Origin of the sequence: Vibrio sp. CUB2 (genome assembly GCF_001557945.1) — a bacterium.
Classification (GTDB): Bacteria; Pseudomonadota; Gammaproteobacteria; order Enterobacterales; family Vibrionaceae; genus Vibrio; species Vibrio owensii.
On record NZ_LNRB01000005.1, the window covers coordinates 114,512 to 133,172 of the forward strand.

Below are 18,661 nucleotides of genomic sequence, written 5' to 3' on the forward strand. Positions count from 1 at the left end.
ATAAGTGATGTACCGCGCGTGTGGTTTTTCCATTTCGAGCGCTCCCTATAATGCTCCTCAATCGCTAAGGCGAATCGAATGATATGAGGAAAGCAATATGAGCGACCAATTCAAAAATGCAGTACTTGACGACCAAGCATTGATCTCAGGCTTGAAATCCATCAACGAAACGTGGGGTGACTTAACGGTTCGCGTTGCTGGTGAAGTATGGGGCATGCCACTTATCGATCAAAAAACCAAAGCACTTATCACGATTGCCATCGACCAAATGGCATTGAATGTAACGGGTGATGGTAATCCATTTGGCGCGCACGTTGATATGGCGTTGAAGCAAGGCGCCACTTACGAAGAAATTGAAGAGCTGATCGTCTTTGCTTCTGCATACACAGGCTTCAACAAGGGTGCGACCACCATGGGTGCACTGAACAAAGTGCGTCACGATCGAGGAGACATCTAATGGCAATTCCAGGATTAAAAAAACCAGACCACATTGGTTTTACTGTACCGAATTTGAATCAAGCGATTGCATTCTTCCGTGAACATTTTGAGTTTGAACTGGCTTACGAGTTTGGTCCATTTGCGTCGGATGATGACTGGATGACGCAGCATTTAAATGTTGATGCTCGCGCACAAATTACCAAGATTGCCGTGATGAGTGCGAAAGGCATCAATCTGGAGATCTTCGAATACGCAGACAACACCGAGCGTCGTTATGAAGCGCCAAACAATGCCGATATTGGTGGCCACCACCTTGCATTTTATGTTGATGATATGGATGCAGCATTGGCTTATCTGAAAGAGCAAGGTATCAAAGTGTTGGGAGAGCCTTCCGTGATGACCGATGGCCCAACAGCAGGTGAAAGCTGGGTTTACTTTATGTCGCCTTGGGGCATGCAGCTTGAGTTGGTGTCTTACCCGAATGGGAAGGCGTACCAACGTAACAGCTCTGTGGCTTTGTTTGATCCACGATGAATATTCTGTTTGTTTTCTTGGTCGTGGTGTCAGGAATGGGCCTGTCGTTTGAGGCAGGTCTTCTTGGCCCACTGGGTGAGCAAGTAGGGCACTTATGGGCAACGTTGAGCATCTTCGCTGTAGGCGCAGCTCTGCTTTGGCTGATTCGCCTGTTCGTTCCTACTCACCATCAGGTTGAATGGCACACAATTCCGAAGTGGCAGCTTATTGGTGGCTTTCTTGGGCCTATCTATGTGGTGGTGCTCACGTTGTCGACTCCATTATTAGGTGTGGCAATGACCATGATTTGTGTGTTGTTTGGTCAAATCGTTAAGAGCTTTGCGATCGATTACTTTGGCTGGTTTTGTATGGATAAAAAGCCAACTAACCCACTAAGAATGCTTGGTCTTGGCTTTATTTTACTCGCGCTGTGCTGCGTGTACATGGGAGCGCAATGATGGTTTTTGTCATCTTACTGGCGATTATTTCAGGCATGGCGTTGAGTGCTCAAGCGGCTATCAATGGCAAATTAGGCGCAAAAGTGGGCGTGATTCAAAGTTCATTTTTAACCTTTGGTGTCGGTACGATTGTCACCGCCTTGCTGATTTTCTTTTTCGAACCAGCACAAAGTACAACTTTGTTGTCCGTGCCTAAATGGCAATTAACGGGGGCGTTATTTGGCATTGTCTACATGGTGGTAATGGTCGCTTCAGTACCGAGAATCGGAGTGGCGATCGCAACCGTCGCCACCATTTTAGGGCAAATGATCATGAGCTTAGTGATTGATACGCAAGGTTGGCTAGGAAATACGCCTATCGAGCTAAATTACTGGCGCGTGGCTGCAATGCTGAGCATCGCAGGGGCGTTGGTCTGCATCTATTTATCGAACAAAAAGCAGGAGCAATAAAGTGGCGAACAAAACTCTTATCGTATTTTTTAATCTTAAGCCGACCACATCGGAAGCCGAGTATTTGAATTGGGCAAAGGCTGTTGATCTTCCAACCGTAAATCAACTCAATAGTGTGTCTTCGTTTGAAGTGTTTAAAGGCGAAACCTTGTTTGGTCAGAACCAAGCATCGCCTTGGCAATATTTTGAAGTGATCAATATCGAGTCAGAATCCGCGTTTGCAGAAGACATCCAAACAGACGTGATGCAGGCGGTGGTTGAGCAGTTTCAGCAGTTCACTCAAGACGCGCACTTTGTGGCGACGACCAATATTCGCGATCTGCATTCGTGAACGGTAAAAACGTACTGGTTAAAAACATGGCTTCGCATGCTGCGTTAACGCGTTAACTTGACCGTTTAAAAAGGTAAGTAATTTGATTGCTTGCCTTTTTCTCGTTTTGACCGTTACGCTTAGATCGATTGATATGGAGATACTCTGTGAATTACGACGTTTCGTTGCTTGAGATAAAGCTGTTTTTGATGACCACTCAGTTTGGTAACTTTTCTGAGGTTGCTCGCAGGCAGGACATGACGCCTTCTTCGGTATCGCGAAAAATGGCGCATCTAGAAGAGAAGGTAGGCACAAAACTACTGCATCGACACACTCGCTCTATCTCATTAACGGATGAAGGCACTGCGTTTGCCAAGTACTGTGCGGAAGTGATTCAGCAGTACGAGTTGGTTGTTGAACGCATTGAGCAAAGAGCAGACACGCCTCGTGGAATGGTAAAAATCAGTGCGCCGGTCGCATTTGGACGGCAGCACATTGCGCCTTACCTCTCTGAACTGCTTGAGCGTTACCCGCTGATCCAAATTGAGATGCAGCAGACGGATCATTTTGTTGACCCAGCAGCCGATTCGATTGACTTGCTGATTCGTATTGGCGTTCCTCAAGATTCTTCCATGAGAATGAAACGCTTTGGGAATCAACATTATTTGATGGCGGCCAGCCCAAGCTACCTCAAAGTGCATGGTGAGCCTCAATCACCACAAGAGTTAGCGCAACACAATTGTTTGGTGTTCAAAGGCACCAAAGGGCTACAACGTTGGTTTATTGGTAAAGATAAAGAGAAGCTGGAAGCGTTTGATGTGAGTGGGTCACTCTACAGCAACAATGCTGAAACGTTAGTATCGGCCGCGGTTGGGGGCTCGGGGATTGTTGTGTTTCCGAGTTGGTTAATTGGCGAAAAGATCAAATCAGGCAAATTGAAAGCCATCATGATCGAACATCAAGTCTCGACCTCTTCAGAAGAGCAGATCATCAGTGCGCTGTATTTGGAGACTGACAACTTGGCGGCGAAGGTTAGGGTAGTGATTGATTTCTTGTCGGAAAAATTCGGCACACCTTGTTACTGGGACAAGCTGTAAACACAATAAACCGAACAAGAAAAAGGAGCGCATTGAGCGCTCCTTTGTTGTTTTTATTGTATTGCTTTTGAGTTGTACCAGTCGTTTTGGTATGCCTTAGAGGCAAACAAAGCGTTGGCCTTAGCGCGTTCAACGATTGTTGGATCCACTTCAATAGGCTTCATTGTTTGGTTATCGAAGTTGTACTGCATGGTCGATACCTTTTCGCCCGGCGAGAACACAACGAGATTGTCTCGGGTTAAGTAACCAAAGTTCTTGTCGTATTGCATCATGGCACGTTCGTCTTTGCGTGCGAGAGGCTTAGTAAGATCACGGCCAATCATCGGCGTTTTCGCATCCACACCAATCAAAGAAAGGAGCGTAGGTGGCATATCTAGGTTATTGGCAATACGGTCGTCTTTACGTGGCTTAATGTCTTTACCAAGAATCAATGCTGGGATGTGGAAGTGCTTCACTGGCACTAAGTTAGCTCCGGATACACGGGCATCGTGGTCAGCAATGATGATGAAGACCGTGTCGTCCCAGTAAGATGATTTCTTCGCTTTATCAAAGAAAGTACCAATCGCGTAATCAGAATATTTCACCGCATTATTACGCGTCATGTATTCAGAGTCGTAAGGCTCAATCTTACCTTGAGGGTATTCGTAAGGGCTGTGGTTGCTCGAACTAAATACCAAGCTAAAGAAAGGTTTACCGGTTTTTGATAGACGTTCGAACTCTTGATCTGCCTTGGTGTAAAGGTCTTCATCACTCACACCCCAAGAACCAACAAACGATGGGTTTTCGTAGTCTTTCTCTTCGATGATTTGGTCAAAGCCGTTACCAAAGAAGAAGGTCTTCATGTTGTCGAAATTCGCTTCACCACCATAAATGAATTCTGTGTGATAGCCATTGGCTTTCAGAAGATCTGCAATCGTAAAGAAGTTGGTTTGACTCTTACTCAGCTTTACAACCGCACGGGATGGCGATGGTGGGAAACCCGTTGTCACCGCTTCAATACCGCGAACAGAGCGAGTACCGGTTGCGTACAGTTGAGTAAAGCTCCAGCCTTCCGTCATTAGCTTGTCGACGTTTGGAGTCAGTGGTAGCCCGCCCAGTGAACCCACGAACTGCGCTCCTAAACTCTCTTGCAGCAAGATAACCAAGTTCTTTGGCTTGCCTTGATAGCTCGCTTCGTTGCTGTTCATGGTTGGCAGAACTGACGGATCAAAATTCGACTTAGCAGAAGAAGCACGAACGAGGTCTAGCATCTTCTGGCTATCCATTTTTCCGTAGAACTCTTCCGCGCTCTTTTCTGATTTCATATTGTTTACAGCAAACAACAGAGAGTATGAGGAGTTTAGTGCCAAATCATTCATCAGTGGGTCGTTAGAAAATGCCACCATTGCAGGGTTTAGAGGGCGATGTCCCAAAGAAGAACGTGCACCTGCAACACCAATTAGAACCACTAAAATGGCAAGAACAGGACGCCATTTCCAGTTTACTTGTTGTGCGTTGTCGGTGAGCTTTTTACTCCATTTCCAACCAAGGAAAAGGGTAAGCGCTGTGCCTACAGCACCAATAAAGAGCTCAAGTTTGTAACCAGTCCAAAGCATGCTGAACACTTCTTTTGGATAAATCAGGTATTCAACAAACAAGCGGTTTGGGCGTAGGTCGTATTCTTGAATAAACGGAGCAGTGGCCAATTCCATGTAAACCAAGATCCACAAACCTGCGACCATCCAACAACGTAGAACCCACTTCCAACATTCGCCGACCTTACCTTGAACAGGCAATAGAGCAGAAAGTAAGCCCGGAAGAATGAACAGCCAGCAGATAGTGGCAAAGTCTACGCGTAGGCCCTGACCCAAAATATAGATAAGGTCGTTAAAAGATTCGATTCGGTCAGAGAGCCAAATGGCGAGTAAAATCCGCGAAACGGAAAGAAAAGCAAGCGAAAATAGCGCAAATACAGCAATAGGCTGCAAAGGCCCAAATGCGGGCTTCTTCATAAATATTCCCTAATTTACTGATGTAACTGATTTTTATGGCGTGTCTTTTTTCAAAGAAAACGTGAAAAAAAAGTGAAATATAAGGCTTATTTATAAATTTAATTGTAATGATTAGTACGGCTTTGTAAGGGGGTGTAATGCCATACGGCATGCGCAGTTCGGTTTGTCGCCACGAAACGCGTCAAAATCGTAGGGTTGATTTCTATAGATTTCTTATTTAGGGTGTTGGGTATGAACTATTTAGCTATTTCTATCTCAACCAACTGTTGTTGCACCTCCCAAGACGTGCGGCGGCTTTCGCGTAGCTATTAGTTAGCAAAAGATCATACAGACATATTAAAGGCCGCCGATGTTTTCATCCGCGGCCTTTTTGCATTTAAAGGAATAACAATATGAGTCAGTCAAAATTACAACTATTCAATACACTGGGGCGCACCCTTGAGCCGTTCAACACCATCGAATCCGGTAAAGTTGGTTTGTACGCTTGTGGTCCTACGGTTTACGACTACGCGCATGCAGGGAATTTGAGAACCTACCTTTTTGTTGATGTACTAAGGCGCACGCTAGAGCTCAACGGCTACGATGTAAACCACGTTATGAACATCACGGATGTTGGTCACTTGGTGTCTGATGCCGATACCGGTGAAGATAAAATGGAGAAGGGCGCGAGAAAGCAGAACAAGTCTGCTTGGGAGATCGCAAAGTATTTTGAAGACGCGTATTTAGATGATCTTACTAGCCTCAACATCACTAAGCCTTCCATCATTTGTCGCGCTACCGAGCACATTCAAGAACAGATTGAATTCGTCCAAGAGCTTGAACAAAAGGGCTTTACCTATCAAACCTCCGATGGCGTTTATTTTGATTCAGCCAAACTTCCAGATTACGGAAAACTTGCCAAACTGGATCGCGAGGGGTTAGAAGCGGGCATTCGTGTCGAGATGGCAGAGAAAAAGAGTCCAACCGATTTCGCCCTCTGGAAGTTTAGCGGCGACACACCAAGACAAATGGAATGGGAAAGCCCTTGGGGAGTGGGTTTTCCCGGTTGGCACATTGAATGTTCTGCGATGGCAGAGAAGTACCTTGGGGAGGTGTTCGATATTCATGTTGGTGGGGAAGACCACATCCCAGTTCACCACACCAACGAAATTGCCCAATGCCAAGCAAAGAATGGACACGTTCAAGCGAATTACTGGCTGCATGGCTTCTTCCTTCAATTGAATAAAGAGAAGATCTCTAAGTCCGGAACGTCACTTCGTCTTGATACGTTAATCGAAAAAGGTTATGACCCGCTCGCTTACCGTTACTTGGTGCTGACCAGTCATTATCGCAGCCATTTGAGCTTTACGTGGGAGAGCTTGGACGCCGCACAAACGGCTTTAAAGCGCTTGAAAGCGAAAGTGTCGGTATTACCAGAAGGTGGTAAAGTCGACCAAACGTATGTTGAGCGTTTTATGTCACTCATCAACAACGATTTAGCCATGCCACAAGCGATCGCTTTGATGTGGGAGTTGCTTGGAAGTGCATTAAACGATGCAGATAAAAAAGCAACGGCGCGCTACTTTGACCGTGTGTTTGGTTTAGAGCTTGATAAGGTAGAAGAAGAGGAAATTCCTCGCGAGATCATGGAATTGGTAGAGTTGCGTTTGCAAATGAAAAAGCAGAAGGAATACCAACAAGCTGACGAAATCCGCCAGAAAGTCACCGAGCTCGGTTATAGAATCAACGATGCTGGCGATAGCTCAACAGTAAGTAAACAAGGCTAGCAAGCTGGAAAACAAAAAGGCTCACTGCGATAGTGAGCCTTTCTTATTGAAACGATAAACGCCTCGTCGTTATTGAATCGCTAACTCAGGTTGCGAAGCCGTATTAGTTTCTGCGGTTTGATTGTACTTCTTAATCACCAGCGTCAAGCGAATCAGCATTGCAATTGCTGCGGTGGTTAAGCCGGTCACGATACCAATCCAGAAGCCTTCTTCGCCCATTGCAGGAACGATTTCATCTGTGATACCCAGTAACATACCCAGTGGAAGCGCCAAGCCCCAGTAAGCAAGAATTGCCAGAATCATCGGAACTTTAGTATCTTTATAGCCACGCAGAGCGCCGTTTGCAGACGTCTGTAGCGCGTCGCTGAATTGGTACATTGCAGTAAACATCAACAGAGTAGCCGCCGTTGCGGAAACTACAGGATCTGTGGTGTACAAACGAATGATCCACTCTGGGAACAGCAAGAAGAAACCGACTGAAATCAGCGACAGTAGTGCTGCGGTAATAATACCCACCAAGCTGCGGTGAGAAGCTGTTTCAAGCTTTTGTTCACCCAAGGCATGACCAACACGAATCGTGATACCAAAGGAAAGGCTCATTGGGATCATGTACGTCATGCTCGAGATGTTCAGGGCAATCTGTGCTGCGGCAACGTTCTCTGCACCAATACGACCAATCAATAGCGCAATCACTGCAAAGATGCTGCCACAAACCGCGATGTTCAAACCAATCGGCATACCGAGTTTGAACAGCTGTTTGATCTCTTGCCATATCGGCTTTAGCTCAGCGAAGTGCAGAATGTTTTTATAGTGATGATGGCGTTTGATGTAGCTAAACAACAGGGCAGACATCAGCCAGTAAACCAAGCTCGTAGCCCAGCCACAGCCAACGGCACCTAATGCAGGCATGCCGAATTTACCGTAAATAAGAATGTAGTTAACAGGGATGTTTACCAACAAACCAATCACCGAAATCAGCATGGGTGCGCGGGTGTTGTTCATCCCTTCGCAAAAGCCATTCAAGGTGTAGAAAAGCGCAATGCCGGGAACACCAAATGCCAACGCAACAACATAATCACTAGCGATAGGAATGATCTCAGGCGCAACGCCTAAGCCAATCAAAATGCTTTCACCAAGCAGCAAGTAAACAATCAAAATTGCGCTAACGAACGCAGACAACCAAAGCATCTGAATAAACGCGATACGCACGTTATCCAAACTTTGTGCGCCACGGTGGTAAGCCACGACAGGTGTTAATGCCATGATGATGCCGCGAAGCAATAGCGAAACGGGTAGCCATAAACTGGTGCCAAGTGCGATCGCAGCTAGGTCGGCAGCACTCACTTGGCCTGCCATTGTGGTATCGATAAAGCCCATCGACTGAGTGGCAAGCTGCATCAGAATGATAGGGATCGATAGGTGTAACAAAGCGCCCGATTCTTTAAAAAAGCGAGAAAAAGAGGAAGGTTTGTTTTGCATGGATGTAATTAAACACCAATATCAATGCACCAGTGGAAGCAGGATGGCGTTGTGCATTGTAGGGTGTGCCGCGTAGGCACGCGCAATATACGGATTTTTGTTATGAGGTTCAATGTGTAATTTAGATCACAAGAAAACGATTGCTTTGGCTGCTAATTGTATTATTTGTTTTGTGAATGTATTGCGTTTTTTACTGCTCATTTTTAGATGAAAACAAGCGATTTTCGACACACTCGTTTCAATAATAATCAGTCATTATTCCGCTTTTCGATGGTTACAAATCTTTTTATCTGACGTCTCGATTTATTTATTGTGTGATTATTTTCTTGGTGATATTTATCGCCTTAGTTTAGGCAATGCATGGAATAAAGAATGGAAGCCGAGCAATTAGAAGTACTCAATTTCATTAGCCAATACCCACCTTTTGATGACTTACCGGAAGAGCACTTAAGAAACATCGCAATGAATGCTGAAGTCGCGTATTACCGCGCAGGGACGGACATTCTCAAGAAAGGCGATGATATTCGTGATTTGTACATGATCCGCAGTGGTGTCGTGGAAATCTTCCGCCGCAAAGGCGAGTTGTACAACCGTATCGACGCTGGTGGCTTGTTTGGACAAATGGGGTTGTTGATGAACAACCGTGTCCGTATGCCAGCCAAAGCGATAGAAGACACTTTGGTTTACTGCATTCCAGACAAGATCTTCACTGAGCTATGTGACGAGTTTGAAAACTTCGCTGATTTCATGGAATTGGAAGACAGCGCGAGGCTGCGCACTGCTGTATCAAACCACTCAGATGGGAATGACTTTACTACTGCGAAAGCACGCAAGATCTTAAGCCGCGAGCCAGTAACGTTAGAAGCCAGTGCGACGGTGCGTGAGGCTGCAATTTTGATGGCGGAAGAGGGCGTTACTGCGCTTTTGATTGTCCGCGCACAAGAAGACATTACTGAAGACGACGATGACCAACTGCTTGGTATCTTGACCGAGAAAGATCTGTGCGTTCGCGTTTTAGCTGAAGGTCGAGACAGCGACATTCCTGTGAGTGAAGTGATGAGCTACGACGTTGTGTCGCTCGATTACAGCGCTTACGTGTTTGAAGCCATGCTGACAATGCTGCGTTACAACGTTCACCATCTGCCAATCTTAAAAGACAAAAAGCCGATTGGTGTGATCAGCATGACGGATATCGTCCGTTATGAATCGCAAAACAGCCTGTTGCTTGTGAGCTCTATCTTCCAACAAAACTCAGTCGAAGACCTCAAAGCCGTTTCTAAACAAGTGAAGGACTGCTTTGTCCGAATGGTGAGTGAAGACGCAAACGCCCACATGGTTGGACGGGCAATGTCGGTGATCGGCAGCAGCTTCAAACAAAGGCTGGCAGAGTTAGCAGAGCAAGAATTAGGTCCTGCGCCAATCCCTTATTGCTTATTGGCGATGGGCTCCATGGCGCGTGATGAACAACTTATCGTCACAGACCAAGACAACGCGCTGATTCTGGATAACAGCTACGATCCAGCTCTGCATGGTGAGTACTTTGCTCAGCTCGCAAAATTCATTTGTGATGGATTAGCCGAATGCGGTTACACCTACTGTACTGGCGACATCATGGCGACCAACCCAGAATGGCGCAAAACGCGTTCAGAATGGGAAGAGTGCTTTGCGAACTGGATTGATGATCCAACGCCAGAGCGACTTCTGAACAGCAGTATTTTCTTCGACTTACTTGGTGTACATGGACGTGTGAAATGGGCAGAGCAACTGAGCGGCTTCATTGTACGTCGTGCTAAGAAGAACAATCGATTCTTAGCTTGTATGGCTTACAACGCGATTCGTCGTACGCCACCACTAGGTTTCTTCAAAGACTTTGTAATGGAGAAAGACGGTCGTCATCGCAATTCAATAAACTTGAAGCGTCGTGGCACCGCGCCAATGGCGGATCTGATTCGTGTGCATGCTTTGGCTATTGGCTCACGTTCGCAAAACTCGTTTGAACGTCTGGATGACATCAACAATGCGGGCATCTTACCGAAAGGCCGTGGCATGGACTTAAAAGATGCGATGGAGTTGATCTACATGGTGCGAATCCGACATCAAGCACTGGATATTGAAAATGGCGAAGAGCCGGATAACAACATCGAGCCAGAAGAGATGTCGGAGTTTGAGCGTCGCAACTTAAAAGCCGCTTTCCAAATCCTAAGCAACGCGCAGAACTACATTAAGTTCCGTTACCAGAGAAGTGGCAAATGATGTGGTTTTCAAAACAAAAGCAAGATATCACCGATTTGCTTGATACCAGTCAGACTCCTGATTGGCCGATCTTCTTCGAGCAACTTGCCGAGCAAGCGAACGATACTCGATTAAAACGTTATTACTCTACGCCTATTGTGAATGGTGATACGCCATTAAAAGAGGTACCGTTTGTCTCCGTCGATTTTGAGACCACGGGTTTAAACGCCGAGGAAGATGCCATTCTCACCATAGGTTTGGTGCCATTTACGCTAGGGCGAGTGCAGTGCAGCGGCTCTCGTCATTGGGTGGTGAATCCAAATCGAGAACTGAATGAAGAGTCAGTTGTGATCCACGGTATTACCGATTCCGAAGTGAAGAATGCGCCGCAACTTGAACAAATTCTGAATGCCATTCTTGATGAGTTAGCCGGAAAGATTGTAGTGGTGCACTACAAAAATATCGAGCGTCAATTCTTCAATAATGCGTTGTTAAACAGCGTAGGTGAGGGGATTCAATTTCCAGTCGTTGATACATTGGACATTGAATACGCGATTCAACGCCGTGAGTGTGAAGGTTGGTTAAACAAGCTCAAAGGTAAAAAGCCGGGTTCTGTGCGACTCGGCCACGCCCGTGAGCGCTACCATTTGCCTGCTTATCAGCCACATCATGCGCTGACCGACGCTCTTGCTACCGCTGAGTTGCTTCAAGCTCAGTTACAGTATCACTTTGATGGTGACATGCCACTGTCCGTGATATGGCAATAACTCATGTATATCGTTTATGAATTGGCGATAAATTTTATTAGTCGTCCTGATAACAAAATGCAATGCGATATCAGGACGATTAACGCTAAAATTACAAAGTAGAGCAACCCTTCTAAAAGCGACGTAACGATCGCAAATAAGCTTTGCAGTAAGTGACGCAAGAAAGCCATCACTCAAAGTCCTACACAGATTTTAATTTGGTCACGTATTTTAAGGAGATAAATCGTGAGCACCGACAACAATGGCGGTATCCAACGCCCCGACGGTAAAGTGAACCCGATCGATACTGATTACCAGATCGGTCAGGATAACGTCGCGCTAAAAGTAGGTCCTTTTGGACTTGATATTCACAACCGTGTGTTCGCTATTTCAGGTATGTCGATCATCCTGTTCGTAGTGTTAACACTGACATTCAGACAACAAGTTGAGCCGTTCTTCGCGGGTCTACGTGGTTGGCTTGTTTCTAACCTTGATTGGTTCTTCCTATCTGCGGGCAACGTGTTTGTCGTGGTGTGTTTGATCCTGATCGTAACACCACTTGGTCGCGTTCGTATCGGTGGTACAGAAGCAACTCCGGACTATACGTACGCAGGTTGGCTAGCGATGCTGTTCGCGGCTGGTATGGGTATCGGTCTGGTATTCTTCGGCGTATCTGAGCCTATGTCTCACTTCAGTGCTGCTCTTGGCGGTGTGAACGTTGAGAATGGTGTTCGTACTGACTGGGCTCCACTAGGCGCAGCAGAAGGCGATACATCAGCGGCGTCTGCACTTGGTATGGCAGCAACGATTTACCACTGGGCACTTCACCCTTGGTCAATCTACGCACTATTGGCACTTGGTTTGGCGATCTTCTCGTTCAACAAGGGCTTACCTCTAACGATGCGTTCTATTTTCTATCCTCTTTTTGGCGAGCGCGTTTGGGGTTGGACTGGTCACATTATTGATATCCTAGCGGTAGTTGCGACGGTATTCGGTCTTGCGACGTCTCTGGGTTACGGTGCATCACAAGCAGCAACAGGTCTAAACTTCCTGTTCGGTGTACCAATGACAGATATGACGCAAGTTGTGATTATCGTGATCATCACAGCACTTGCTTTGATCTCGGTAGTTGCTGGTCTGGATAGCGGTGTAAAACGCCTGTCTGAAATCAACATGGGTTTAGCGGCGCTATTGCTTTTGTTTGTGATCGTCGTAGGTCCAACACTCGCAATCATGACTGGTTTCTTCGAGAACATCATGTCTTACCTAGCGAACGTTCCAGCGCTATCAATGCCATTCGGCCGTGAAGACGTGAACTATTCTCAAGGTTGGACTGCGTTCTACTGGGCTTGGTGGATTTCATGGTCACCATTCGTAGGTATGTTTATCGCGCGTGTATCTCGTGGCCGTTCAGTTCGTGAGTTCATCGTGTGTGTAATCCTAATCCCATCAACCGTGTGTGTATTATGGATGACGGCATTCGGTGGTACGGCGATCAGTCAATACGTGAACGATGGTTACCAAGCGGTATTTGATGCAGAGCTTCCACTTAAACTGTTCGCGATGCTAGATGTGATGCCTCTTTCTCAAATCACGTCTATCGTAGGTATTATTCTGGTTGTGGTGTTCTTCATCACATCAGCGGACTCTGGCTCTCTTGTAATCGATACGATTGCAGCGGGCGGTAAAGTAGATGCACCAACACCTCAACGCGTGTTCTGGTGTACGTTCGAAGGCTTAGTTGCAATCGCGCTAATGCTTGGTGGTGGTCTAGCGGCTGCACAAGCGATGGCGGTAACAACCGGTCTGCCATTCACTATCGTATTGTTGGTTGCAACGGTATCTCTAGTGAAAGGTTTGATGGATGAGCCTCGCCCAACATCAAAATCAATGAAGAAAGCGAAAGCGTAATTTAAGCTTCCTTCATAACAACAAAAAAACGGCATGCTTCGGCGTGCCGTTTTCTTATCTGAATTCTTCATCTTTAGCCATCAATCGGCTGCCATTTTCTTCTTGCTCGAAACAATTCCCCAGTGCGAAATTGACGATGTTTTGCTCATTTGGCTTCAATTTATTTTTTACCCTATAAATACATTAGAGCTCAAACTATTTTTAAAGTCATGCTCATTTGGTCTTAGTGCGACATAGATCAAATAAGTAAGGTTTATAAGCGGCTTTGTTTGATTTTTATGCACAATCAGTGTGCATAATAAAAAGGAAATTTAATTAGTGTACGAAGGATATGTATCTACACATGATTACCTCAGCCCCTTGGGTTATGTATCCAGAGATTGGAGAAGACCCAAGCAAAAAATGGATTTTTCGTGAACCTGTCGTATCTGATGGCGACGATATTTATGGTTTGATCGCAGATTGTCCTCCGCTCGATATGAACTCTTCATATTGTAATTTTCTTCAATCTAGCCATTTCAGCAAAACTTGTATTTTGGTCGAGCACAAAGGCGAGATTGCAGGGTTTGTTTCTGGCTATCAGAAGCCGGATGAGCCTAGCGTGCTGTTCATTTGGCAAGTTGCGGTTGCCCCTCGTTTCAGAGGAAACGGTTTGGCGTCTCAAATGCTTGAACGCTTACTAAAGCGAGAAGGGCTTGAAGACATCAACGCTATCGAAACCACAATCACTAAATCCAATGATGCATCTTGGGCGTTATTCAAAAAGCTCGATGCACAACATGGAAACGCTGGTGAAGTGACGACTTTCTTGGATGAAAAGGATCATTTCAAAGGCAAACACGATACCGAGTATCTGTATCGTATTCCCCTCAAGTAATCCCCACAAAATAGGAATCAAATAACGGTCTCATCATGGATATTTTCAAAAAGCAGGAATCCAACGTACGTTCATACTCAAACAGTTTTCCAGTCGTCTTTCGTAAAGCAAAAGGCTCCTGGTTAGAAACAGAACAAGGCGAACGCTACCTCGATTTCCTTGCTGGAGCGGGATCTCTAAATTACGGTCATAACAATCCAGTACTTAAGCAAGCGCTCCTTGAGTACATTGAAATGGATGGCATTACACACGGCTTGGACATGCATTCAGAAGCCAAAGCCGCTTTTCTTGAAGCACTAAATCAATACATTCTTGAACCAAGAGGGCTGGATTACAAAGTTCAATTCACAGGCCCAACGGGAACCAATGCTGTAGAAGCAGCAATCAAGTTGGCAAAAAAAGTGAAGGGACGCAGTAGTATCGTTGCCTTCACAAACGGTTTTCATGGCTGTACGGCAGGTGCTTTAGCGGCAACGGGCAATCAACATCATCGCCAAGGAGCGGGTTCTAGCTTAAACAACGTTACTCGTATTCCTTTCGAAGGTTATGCAGATATTGATGGCCTCAAATTGTTTGAAACCATGTTGTCAGATAACTCGGCAGGCATGGATAAACCAGCTGCAGTTTTATTAGAGACGGTGCAAGGTGAAGGTGGCCTTAACGTTGCGTCTAACCAATGGTTGCAGCGTCTCAGCAAGCTTTGCAAAGCTCACGATATCTTATTGATTGTTGACGATATTCAAGCAGGCTGCGGTCGCACAGGCACTTTCTTTAGCTTCGAGCCATCGGGCATTAAGCCAGACATGGTAACGCTGTCAAAATCGATTGGCGGTTATGGTCTGCCAATGGCCATCGTTCTATTAAAACCTGAGTTGGATAAATGGAAACCAGGCGAACATAACGGCACATTCCGTGGCAACAATCATGCGTTTGTGACAGCAGCGAAAGCAATCGAAACATATTGGTCAAATGACCATTTTGAAGCGCATATCAAACGTTGTTCGAGCATGGTTGATGAAGTCATTCAGCGATCGGTAAAACGATTCCCAGAAATGTTTATACAGCGCAAAGGTCGCGGGATGATGATTGGTATTGAATGTAAGAACGGTGAAATCTCTGGTGATATTGCAAAAGCGTGTTTTGAGAACGGAATGGTGATTGAAACCGCAGGACCAAATGATGAGGTGGTGAAGTTCTTTTGCCCATTGACCATTTCTGAAGCCGAACTTACCCAAGGGCTTAATATCTTCGAGGGCTCGGTTGAAGCCATCGCAAGCAAACTTTTCAAACAAGCATCATAGCAAGGAAAGAATTATGATCGTTAGAACACTCGATGAGTGTCGCAATAGCGAAAGACGAGTTGTGTCTGATAACTGGGAAAGTGTCCGTATGTTATTGAAAGACGACAACATGGGCTTTTCATTCCATATCACGACGATATACGAAGGAACCGAAACACACATTCATTATCAGAACCATTTGGAATCTGTATTTTGCATGAGTGGAGAAGGGGAAATTGAAGTCGTTGGCGGCGAAACTTACCCAATCAAACCGGGTACGCTATACATACTAGACAAGCATGACGAGCATTACCTACGCGCCTATAAAAATAAAGAAATGGTCATGGCGTGTGTGTTCAATCCCCCAATCACGGGTGCGGAAGTTCACGACGAAAATGGCGTTTATCCTCTGGTGGAATAGCCCACTGATGTTTTAGAGGGGTGATGTTTCACCCCTTTTTCTTATCCATTCTTTTAAATTACCAATCATTAAGGCCCCCTCATGACATTTACCGTAGAAAAAATCGGCGGTACATCTATGACAGCATTCGATGCTGTACTCGACAACATTCTTCTTCGTCCACAAAATCCATATAACCGAATTTTTGTTGTTTCCGCGTATGGTGGTATGACAGACGCCCTATTGGAATGCAAAAAAACCAGTAAACCAGGTGTCTATCAGCTTATCGCTAAACGAGATGAAGCTTGGCAAGACGCACTAGCGTATGTTGAAAGCCGTATGCTGCTGACAAACGAACATATTTTTGCCGATCCGATGAATCGTATGCGTGCGGACAAGTTCATTCGTTCTCGCATTTCAGAAGCAAAAATATGCGTAACCAATATCCTAGAAACTTGCCAATACGGGCAGTTTTCTCTGCGCCAATACTTACCGCAAATTCGTGAGTTTCTTTCGTCAATTGGTGAAGCACACAGTGCTTATAACACCGCCTTAAAGCTAAAGAACATGGGTATCAACGCGACCTTTGTTGATCTATCCGGTTGGGATAACCAACAACCTCGTAGTTTAGATGAGACGATACGTGAAGCGTTTGAAGGGATAGATGTGACTCAAGAGCTGCCGATCGTAACGGGTTATGCGTATTGCAAAGAAGGGTTGATGCACACTTATGATCGTGGTTACAGCGAGATGACTTTCAGCCGAATTGCTGTAACAACCAAAGCCGATTTAGCGATAATTCATAAGGAATACCATTTAAGCTCTGCAGACCCAAGGGTTGTTGGTGTTGAGCGTGTCAATCCAATTGGAACCACTAATTATGATGTGGCTGATCAGTTAGCGAATCTGGGTATGGAAGCGATTCACCCAAATGCGGCGGCAGGATTGCGCGAAAGTGGGATTGAATTGCAGATCAAAAATACGTTTGAGCCAGAACATAAAGGAACACTGATCTCTGCTGATTATCGTCCGGAGAGTGATCGCATTGAAATCATTGCCGGTAAGCAGAAAGTATTTGCGCTTCACCTATTTGATCAAACCATGGTTGGAAAGGTAGATAACGTCAGCTACGAGTTGATGGAGATAATCGCTGATGCTCGCGTCAATCTCATAGGGAAGGAAATGAACGCAAATTCTATCACCTATTACCTAGGCGGCAGTGCAGAGAGCTTAAACAAGGTGCGCTACAAAGTAGAGAAACGCTACCCACAAGCCTCGATTAATGGACGCATGGTAGCGCTCATCTCTGCAATCGGTTCTCAAATCGATACTAATAAAACGTTAGCTAAAGGCGTTTTTGCACTGATGAATCGCGACGTGACACCCATTGCTCTCCACTCATCAATGAGAAACGTTAACGTGCAGTTTGTTGTGAGTGACGACGAGTATAAAGAAGCGATTTGCGCGCTACATCAAGAGTTCTTTGAACAAGACAGCGATACAAGTAAGTCGGCGAATGTTGCTTGAAGTTGATTGACGGCAGTTAACTGTTAGGCAACGGTTAGCTGCTAATAGAAAAGAAGGGGCGTGTTTATCGTCCCTTTTTTGGGTCCGTCAACAAAGATCAAGACACTTGAACATATAGGGTTAGCTAGATAGAATTTTTGTTCCTCAGTATTTACCTCAACTAACACATGAAACTTATTCGCTGACGACACTAACCTGATTTTTCAAACTTCACGTTCTACTCTGATATTCGGAGGGAACAAACTCGAATTAAATTAGGTAAACATCATGAATAAGAATCAAACCATTCAATCAGGTCATTACCACCTTAAAACTATCGTTCGTGGCAGCGGTATCCCTTTAATTATTATCGGCAGCGCAGATTACTATTTGCGTGTCATGCCAACTGCATTGTTCGACCATTTCCAATGTGTTTTTGTCGATCATCGAGGCTTTGCTGAGTGTGACGTTATTCCCAATACATCTGACGCAACGTTAGAAGCCATCAGTGCTGACATTAAAGTGGTCATGGATAAGCTCGGCATCGAAAAAGCGTGGATGTTTGGTCATTCTGGGCATGCACTAATGGCAACCCATTTTGCCGTGACGTTTCCTCAATATGTTGAAGGTTTAGTGCTTGCGAACATCTCGCCAAATTTGTCACCACAAATGCAGGCGCTCCAATTTCAATGTTTGGAACAAGAAGCGGACGAGGAGAGAAAGCAAGTTTTCGAACGTAATTTCCCATTACTTGAACGCGACATTGAGCAAAATCCGGAGCGAAAATTCGTCCACTTGTGTCATCGGTTAGGCGCGATGCGTTGGTATGATCCTGACTTTAATGAACTGCCGTTGTGGGAAGGGTTTCCGACCCATACTGCTTTGTTAGATAAGCTTTGGGGAGAAGTGTTCGCTGAATTTGATACGGCGATTTATCAGCAACTTCCCGCTGTACAGGTATTAGTGATCAGCGGAGAGAAAGATTTCAGCATTGCTCCAGTTTCAACATGGGATCAGATTGATTTTGGAGAGGCAGATATGAAGCTCGAAATCATTGCAGAATCTGCTCATACACCAATGTTAGAGCAGCCAGAACGATTTGTGAAAGTGATGAGCGAATTAGTCGCAACGAGTTAATTCACTTCTATGTGTACAGGCAAATAAAAGCAAAGGAGCCAAAGCGGGCTCCTTTTTCTATTTTAAAATGA

At 45.4% G+C, this 18,661-nt stretch carries 17 protein-coding genes; 15 read left to right on the plus strand and 2 right to left on the minus strand.

All coding sequences use genetic code 11. The features are described 5' to 3' along the window. The first annotated feature begins 97 nt into the window (after positions 1-97). From ATB78_RS09710 to ATB78_RS09735, 6 genes are all read left to right on the plus strand, one after another. Complete coding sequence (locus ATB78_RS09710; protein ID WP_045411238.1) at positions 98-457, plus strand: carboxymuconolactone decarboxylase family protein; 360 nt, start codon at positions 98-100, stop codon at positions 455-457. Further along, entirely contained in the window at positions 457-972 is a 516-nt protein-coding gene (locus tag ATB78_RS09715; RefSeq protein ID WP_061008537.1) for a VOC family protein, read from the plus strand. The genes ATB78_RS09710 and ATB78_RS09715 overlap by 1 nt, the downstream gene beginning before the upstream one ends. Then, positions 969-1,409, plus strand: coding sequence for a DMT family transporter (locus tag ATB78_RS09720; RefSeq protein ID WP_061008538.1), 441 nt, complete (start codon positions 969-971; stop codon positions 1,407-1,409). Before ATB78_RS09715 ends, ATB78_RS09720 begins: the two co-directional genes overlap by 4 nt. Beyond that, on the plus strand, positions 1,406-1,858 hold the full coding sequence (locus ATB78_RS09725) for a DMT family transporter (RefSeq protein ID WP_042979524.1): 453 nt from the start codon (positions 1,406-1,408) through the stop codon (positions 1,856-1,858). Before ATB78_RS09720 ends, ATB78_RS09725 begins: the two co-directional genes overlap by 4 nt. Position 1,859: 1 nt before the next feature. Then, on the plus strand, positions 1,860-2,189 hold the full coding sequence (locus tag ATB78_RS09730; RefSeq protein WP_061008539.1) for a hypothetical protein: 330 nt from the start codon (positions 1,860-1,862) through the stop codon (positions 2,187-2,189). A 146-nt stretch (positions 2,190-2,335) separates the two neighbouring features. Continuing rightward, the gene (locus ATB78_RS09735) at positions 2,336-3,265 is read left to right on the plus strand and encodes a LysR family transcriptional regulator (RefSeq protein ID WP_020197627.1); all 930 of its coding nucleotides are present in this window, start codon (positions 2,336-2,338) and stop codon (positions 3,263-3,265) included. 53 nt (positions 3,266-3,318) lie between these two features. Here ATB78_RS09735 and ATB78_RS09740 read toward each other — a convergent pair whose 3' ends face one another. Then, complete coding sequence (locus tag ATB78_RS09740; RefSeq protein ID WP_020197626.1) at positions 3,319-5,256, minus strand: LTA synthase family protein; 1,938 nt, start codon at positions 5,254-5,256, stop codon at positions 3,319-3,321. 392 nt (positions 5,257-5,648) lie between these two features. Here ATB78_RS09740 and cysS point away from each other — a divergent pair, with 392 nt between their 5' ends. Continuing rightward, a complete protein-coding gene (gene cysS / locus ATB78_RS09745) occupies positions 5,649-7,022 on the plus strand; it encodes a cysteine--tRNA ligase (RefSeq protein WP_061008540.1) in 1,374 nt (457 codons plus the stop codon). A gap of 69 nt (positions 7,023-7,091) precedes the next feature. Here the strand turns inward: cysS and ATB78_RS09750 are convergent, their stop codons facing one another. Then, positions 7,092-8,501 carry an MATE family efflux transporter gene (locus tag ATB78_RS09750; protein ID WP_061008541.1) on the minus strand — a complete coding sequence of 470 codons (1,410 nt, stop codon included), beginning with the start codon at positions 8,499-8,501 and terminating at the stop codon, positions 7,092-7,094. A 372-nt stretch (positions 8,502-8,873) separates the two neighbouring features. Between ATB78_RS09750 and ATB78_RS09755 the strand changes: the two genes are divergently transcribed. The 8 genes from ATB78_RS09755 (at position 8,874) to ATB78_RS09790 (ending at position 18,590) form a co-directional block, all read left to right on the plus strand. After that, positions 8,874-10,754 carry a DUF294 nucleotidyltransferase-like domain-containing protein gene (locus tag ATB78_RS09755; protein ID WP_061008542.1) on the plus strand — a complete coding sequence of 627 codons (1,881 nt, stop codon included), beginning with the start codon at positions 8,874-8,876 and terminating at the stop codon, positions 10,752-10,754. Then, positions 10,751-11,500: a 3'-5' exonuclease gene (locus ATB78_RS09760; protein WP_061008543.1), complete on the plus strand. Its 750-nt coding sequence runs from the start codon at positions 10,751-10,753 to the stop codon at positions 11,498-11,500. The genes ATB78_RS09755 and ATB78_RS09760 overlap by 4 nt, the downstream gene beginning before the upstream one ends. A gap of 225 nt (positions 11,501-11,725) precedes the next feature. Further along, on the plus strand, positions 11,726-13,390 hold the full coding sequence (locus tag ATB78_RS09765) for a BCCT family transporter (protein WP_009704320.1): 1,665 nt from the start codon (positions 11,726-11,728) through the stop codon (positions 13,388-13,390). Between the two features lie 343 nt (positions 13,391-13,733). Continuing rightward, a complete protein-coding gene (gene ectA, locus ATB78_RS09770; protein WP_061008544.1) occupies positions 13,734-14,267 on the plus strand; it encodes a diaminobutyrate acetyltransferase in 534 nt (177 codons plus the stop codon). A gap of 35 nt (positions 14,268-14,302) precedes the next feature. After that, positions 14,303-15,568 (plus strand): diaminobutyrate--2-oxoglutarate transaminase, encoded by a 1,266-nt coding sequence (gene ectB, locus ATB78_RS09775; protein WP_061008545.1) that lies wholly within the window; start codon positions 14,303-14,305, stop codon positions 15,566-15,568. 13 nt (positions 15,569-15,581) lie between these two features. Further along, a complete protein-coding gene (locus ATB78_RS09780; RefSeq protein ID WP_010448383.1) occupies positions 15,582-15,968 on the plus strand; it encodes an ectoine synthase in 387 nt (128 codons plus the stop codon). Between the two features lie 81 nt (positions 15,969-16,049). Continuing rightward, complete coding sequence (locus ATB78_RS09785; RefSeq protein WP_061008546.1) at positions 16,050-17,474, plus strand: aspartate kinase; 1,425 nt, start codon at positions 16,050-16,052, stop codon at positions 17,472-17,474. 267 nt (positions 17,475-17,741) lie between these two features. Continuing rightward, entirely contained in the window at positions 17,742-18,590 is an 849-nt protein-coding gene (locus ATB78_RS09790) for an alpha/beta hydrolase (protein ID WP_061008547.1), read from the plus strand. The last annotated feature ends 71 nt before the right edge of the window (positions 18,591-18,661 follow it).

What these genes read in the sequence shown, in the direction of transcription:
- ATB78_RS09710 (WP_045411238.1), top strand. Translation starts at nt 98, where the DNA reads ATGAGCGACCAATTCAAAAATGCAGTACTTGACGACCAAGCATTGATC.
- ATB78_RS09715 (WP_061008537.1), top strand. Translation starts at nt 457, where the DNA reads ATGGCAATTCCAGGATTAAAAAAACCAGACCACATTGGTTTTACTGTA.
- ATB78_RS09720 (WP_061008538.1), top strand. Translation starts at nt 969, where the DNA reads ATGAATATTCTGTTTGTTTTCTTGGTCGTGGTGTCAGGAATGGGCCTG.
- ATB78_RS09725 (WP_042979524.1), top strand. Translation starts at nt 1,406, where the DNA reads ATGATGGTTTTTGTCATCTTACTGGCGATTATTTCAGGCATGGCGTTG.
- ATB78_RS09740 (WP_020197626.1), bottom strand. Translation starts at nt 5,256, where the DNA reads ATGAAGAAGCCCGCATTTGGGCCTTTGCAGCCTATTGCTGTATTTGCG.
- cysS (WP_061008540.1), top strand. Translation starts at nt 5,649, where the DNA reads ATGAGTCAGTCAAAATTACAACTATTCAATACACTGGGGCGCACCCTT.
- ATB78_RS09750 (WP_061008541.1), bottom strand. Translation starts at nt 8,501, where the DNA reads ATGCAAAACAAACCTTCCTCTTTTTCTCGCTTTTTTAAAGAATCGGGC.
- ATB78_RS09755 (WP_061008542.1), top strand. Translation starts at nt 8,874, where the DNA reads ATGGAAGCCGAGCAATTAGAAGTACTCAATTTCATTAGCCAATACCCA.
- ATB78_RS09760 (WP_061008543.1), top strand. Translation starts at nt 10,751, where the DNA reads ATGATGTGGTTTTCAAAACAAAAGCAAGATATCACCGATTTGCTTGAT.
- ectA (WP_061008544.1), top strand. Translation starts at nt 13,734, where the DNA reads ATGATTACCTCAGCCCCTTGGGTTATGTATCCAGAGATTGGAGAAGAC.
- ectB (WP_061008545.1), top strand. Translation starts at nt 14,303, where the DNA reads ATGGATATTTTCAAAAAGCAGGAATCCAACGTACGTTCATACTCAAAC.
- ATB78_RS09780 (WP_010448383.1), top strand. Translation starts at nt 15,582, where the DNA reads ATGATCGTTAGAACACTCGATGAGTGTCGCAATAGCGAAAGACGAGTT.
- ATB78_RS09785 (WP_061008546.1), top strand. Translation starts at nt 16,050, where the DNA reads ATGACATTTACCGTAGAAAAAATCGGCGGTACATCTATGACAGCATTC.
- ATB78_RS09790 (WP_061008547.1), top strand. Translation starts at nt 17,742, where the DNA reads ATGAATAAGAATCAAACCATTCAATCAGGTCATTACCACCTTAAAACT.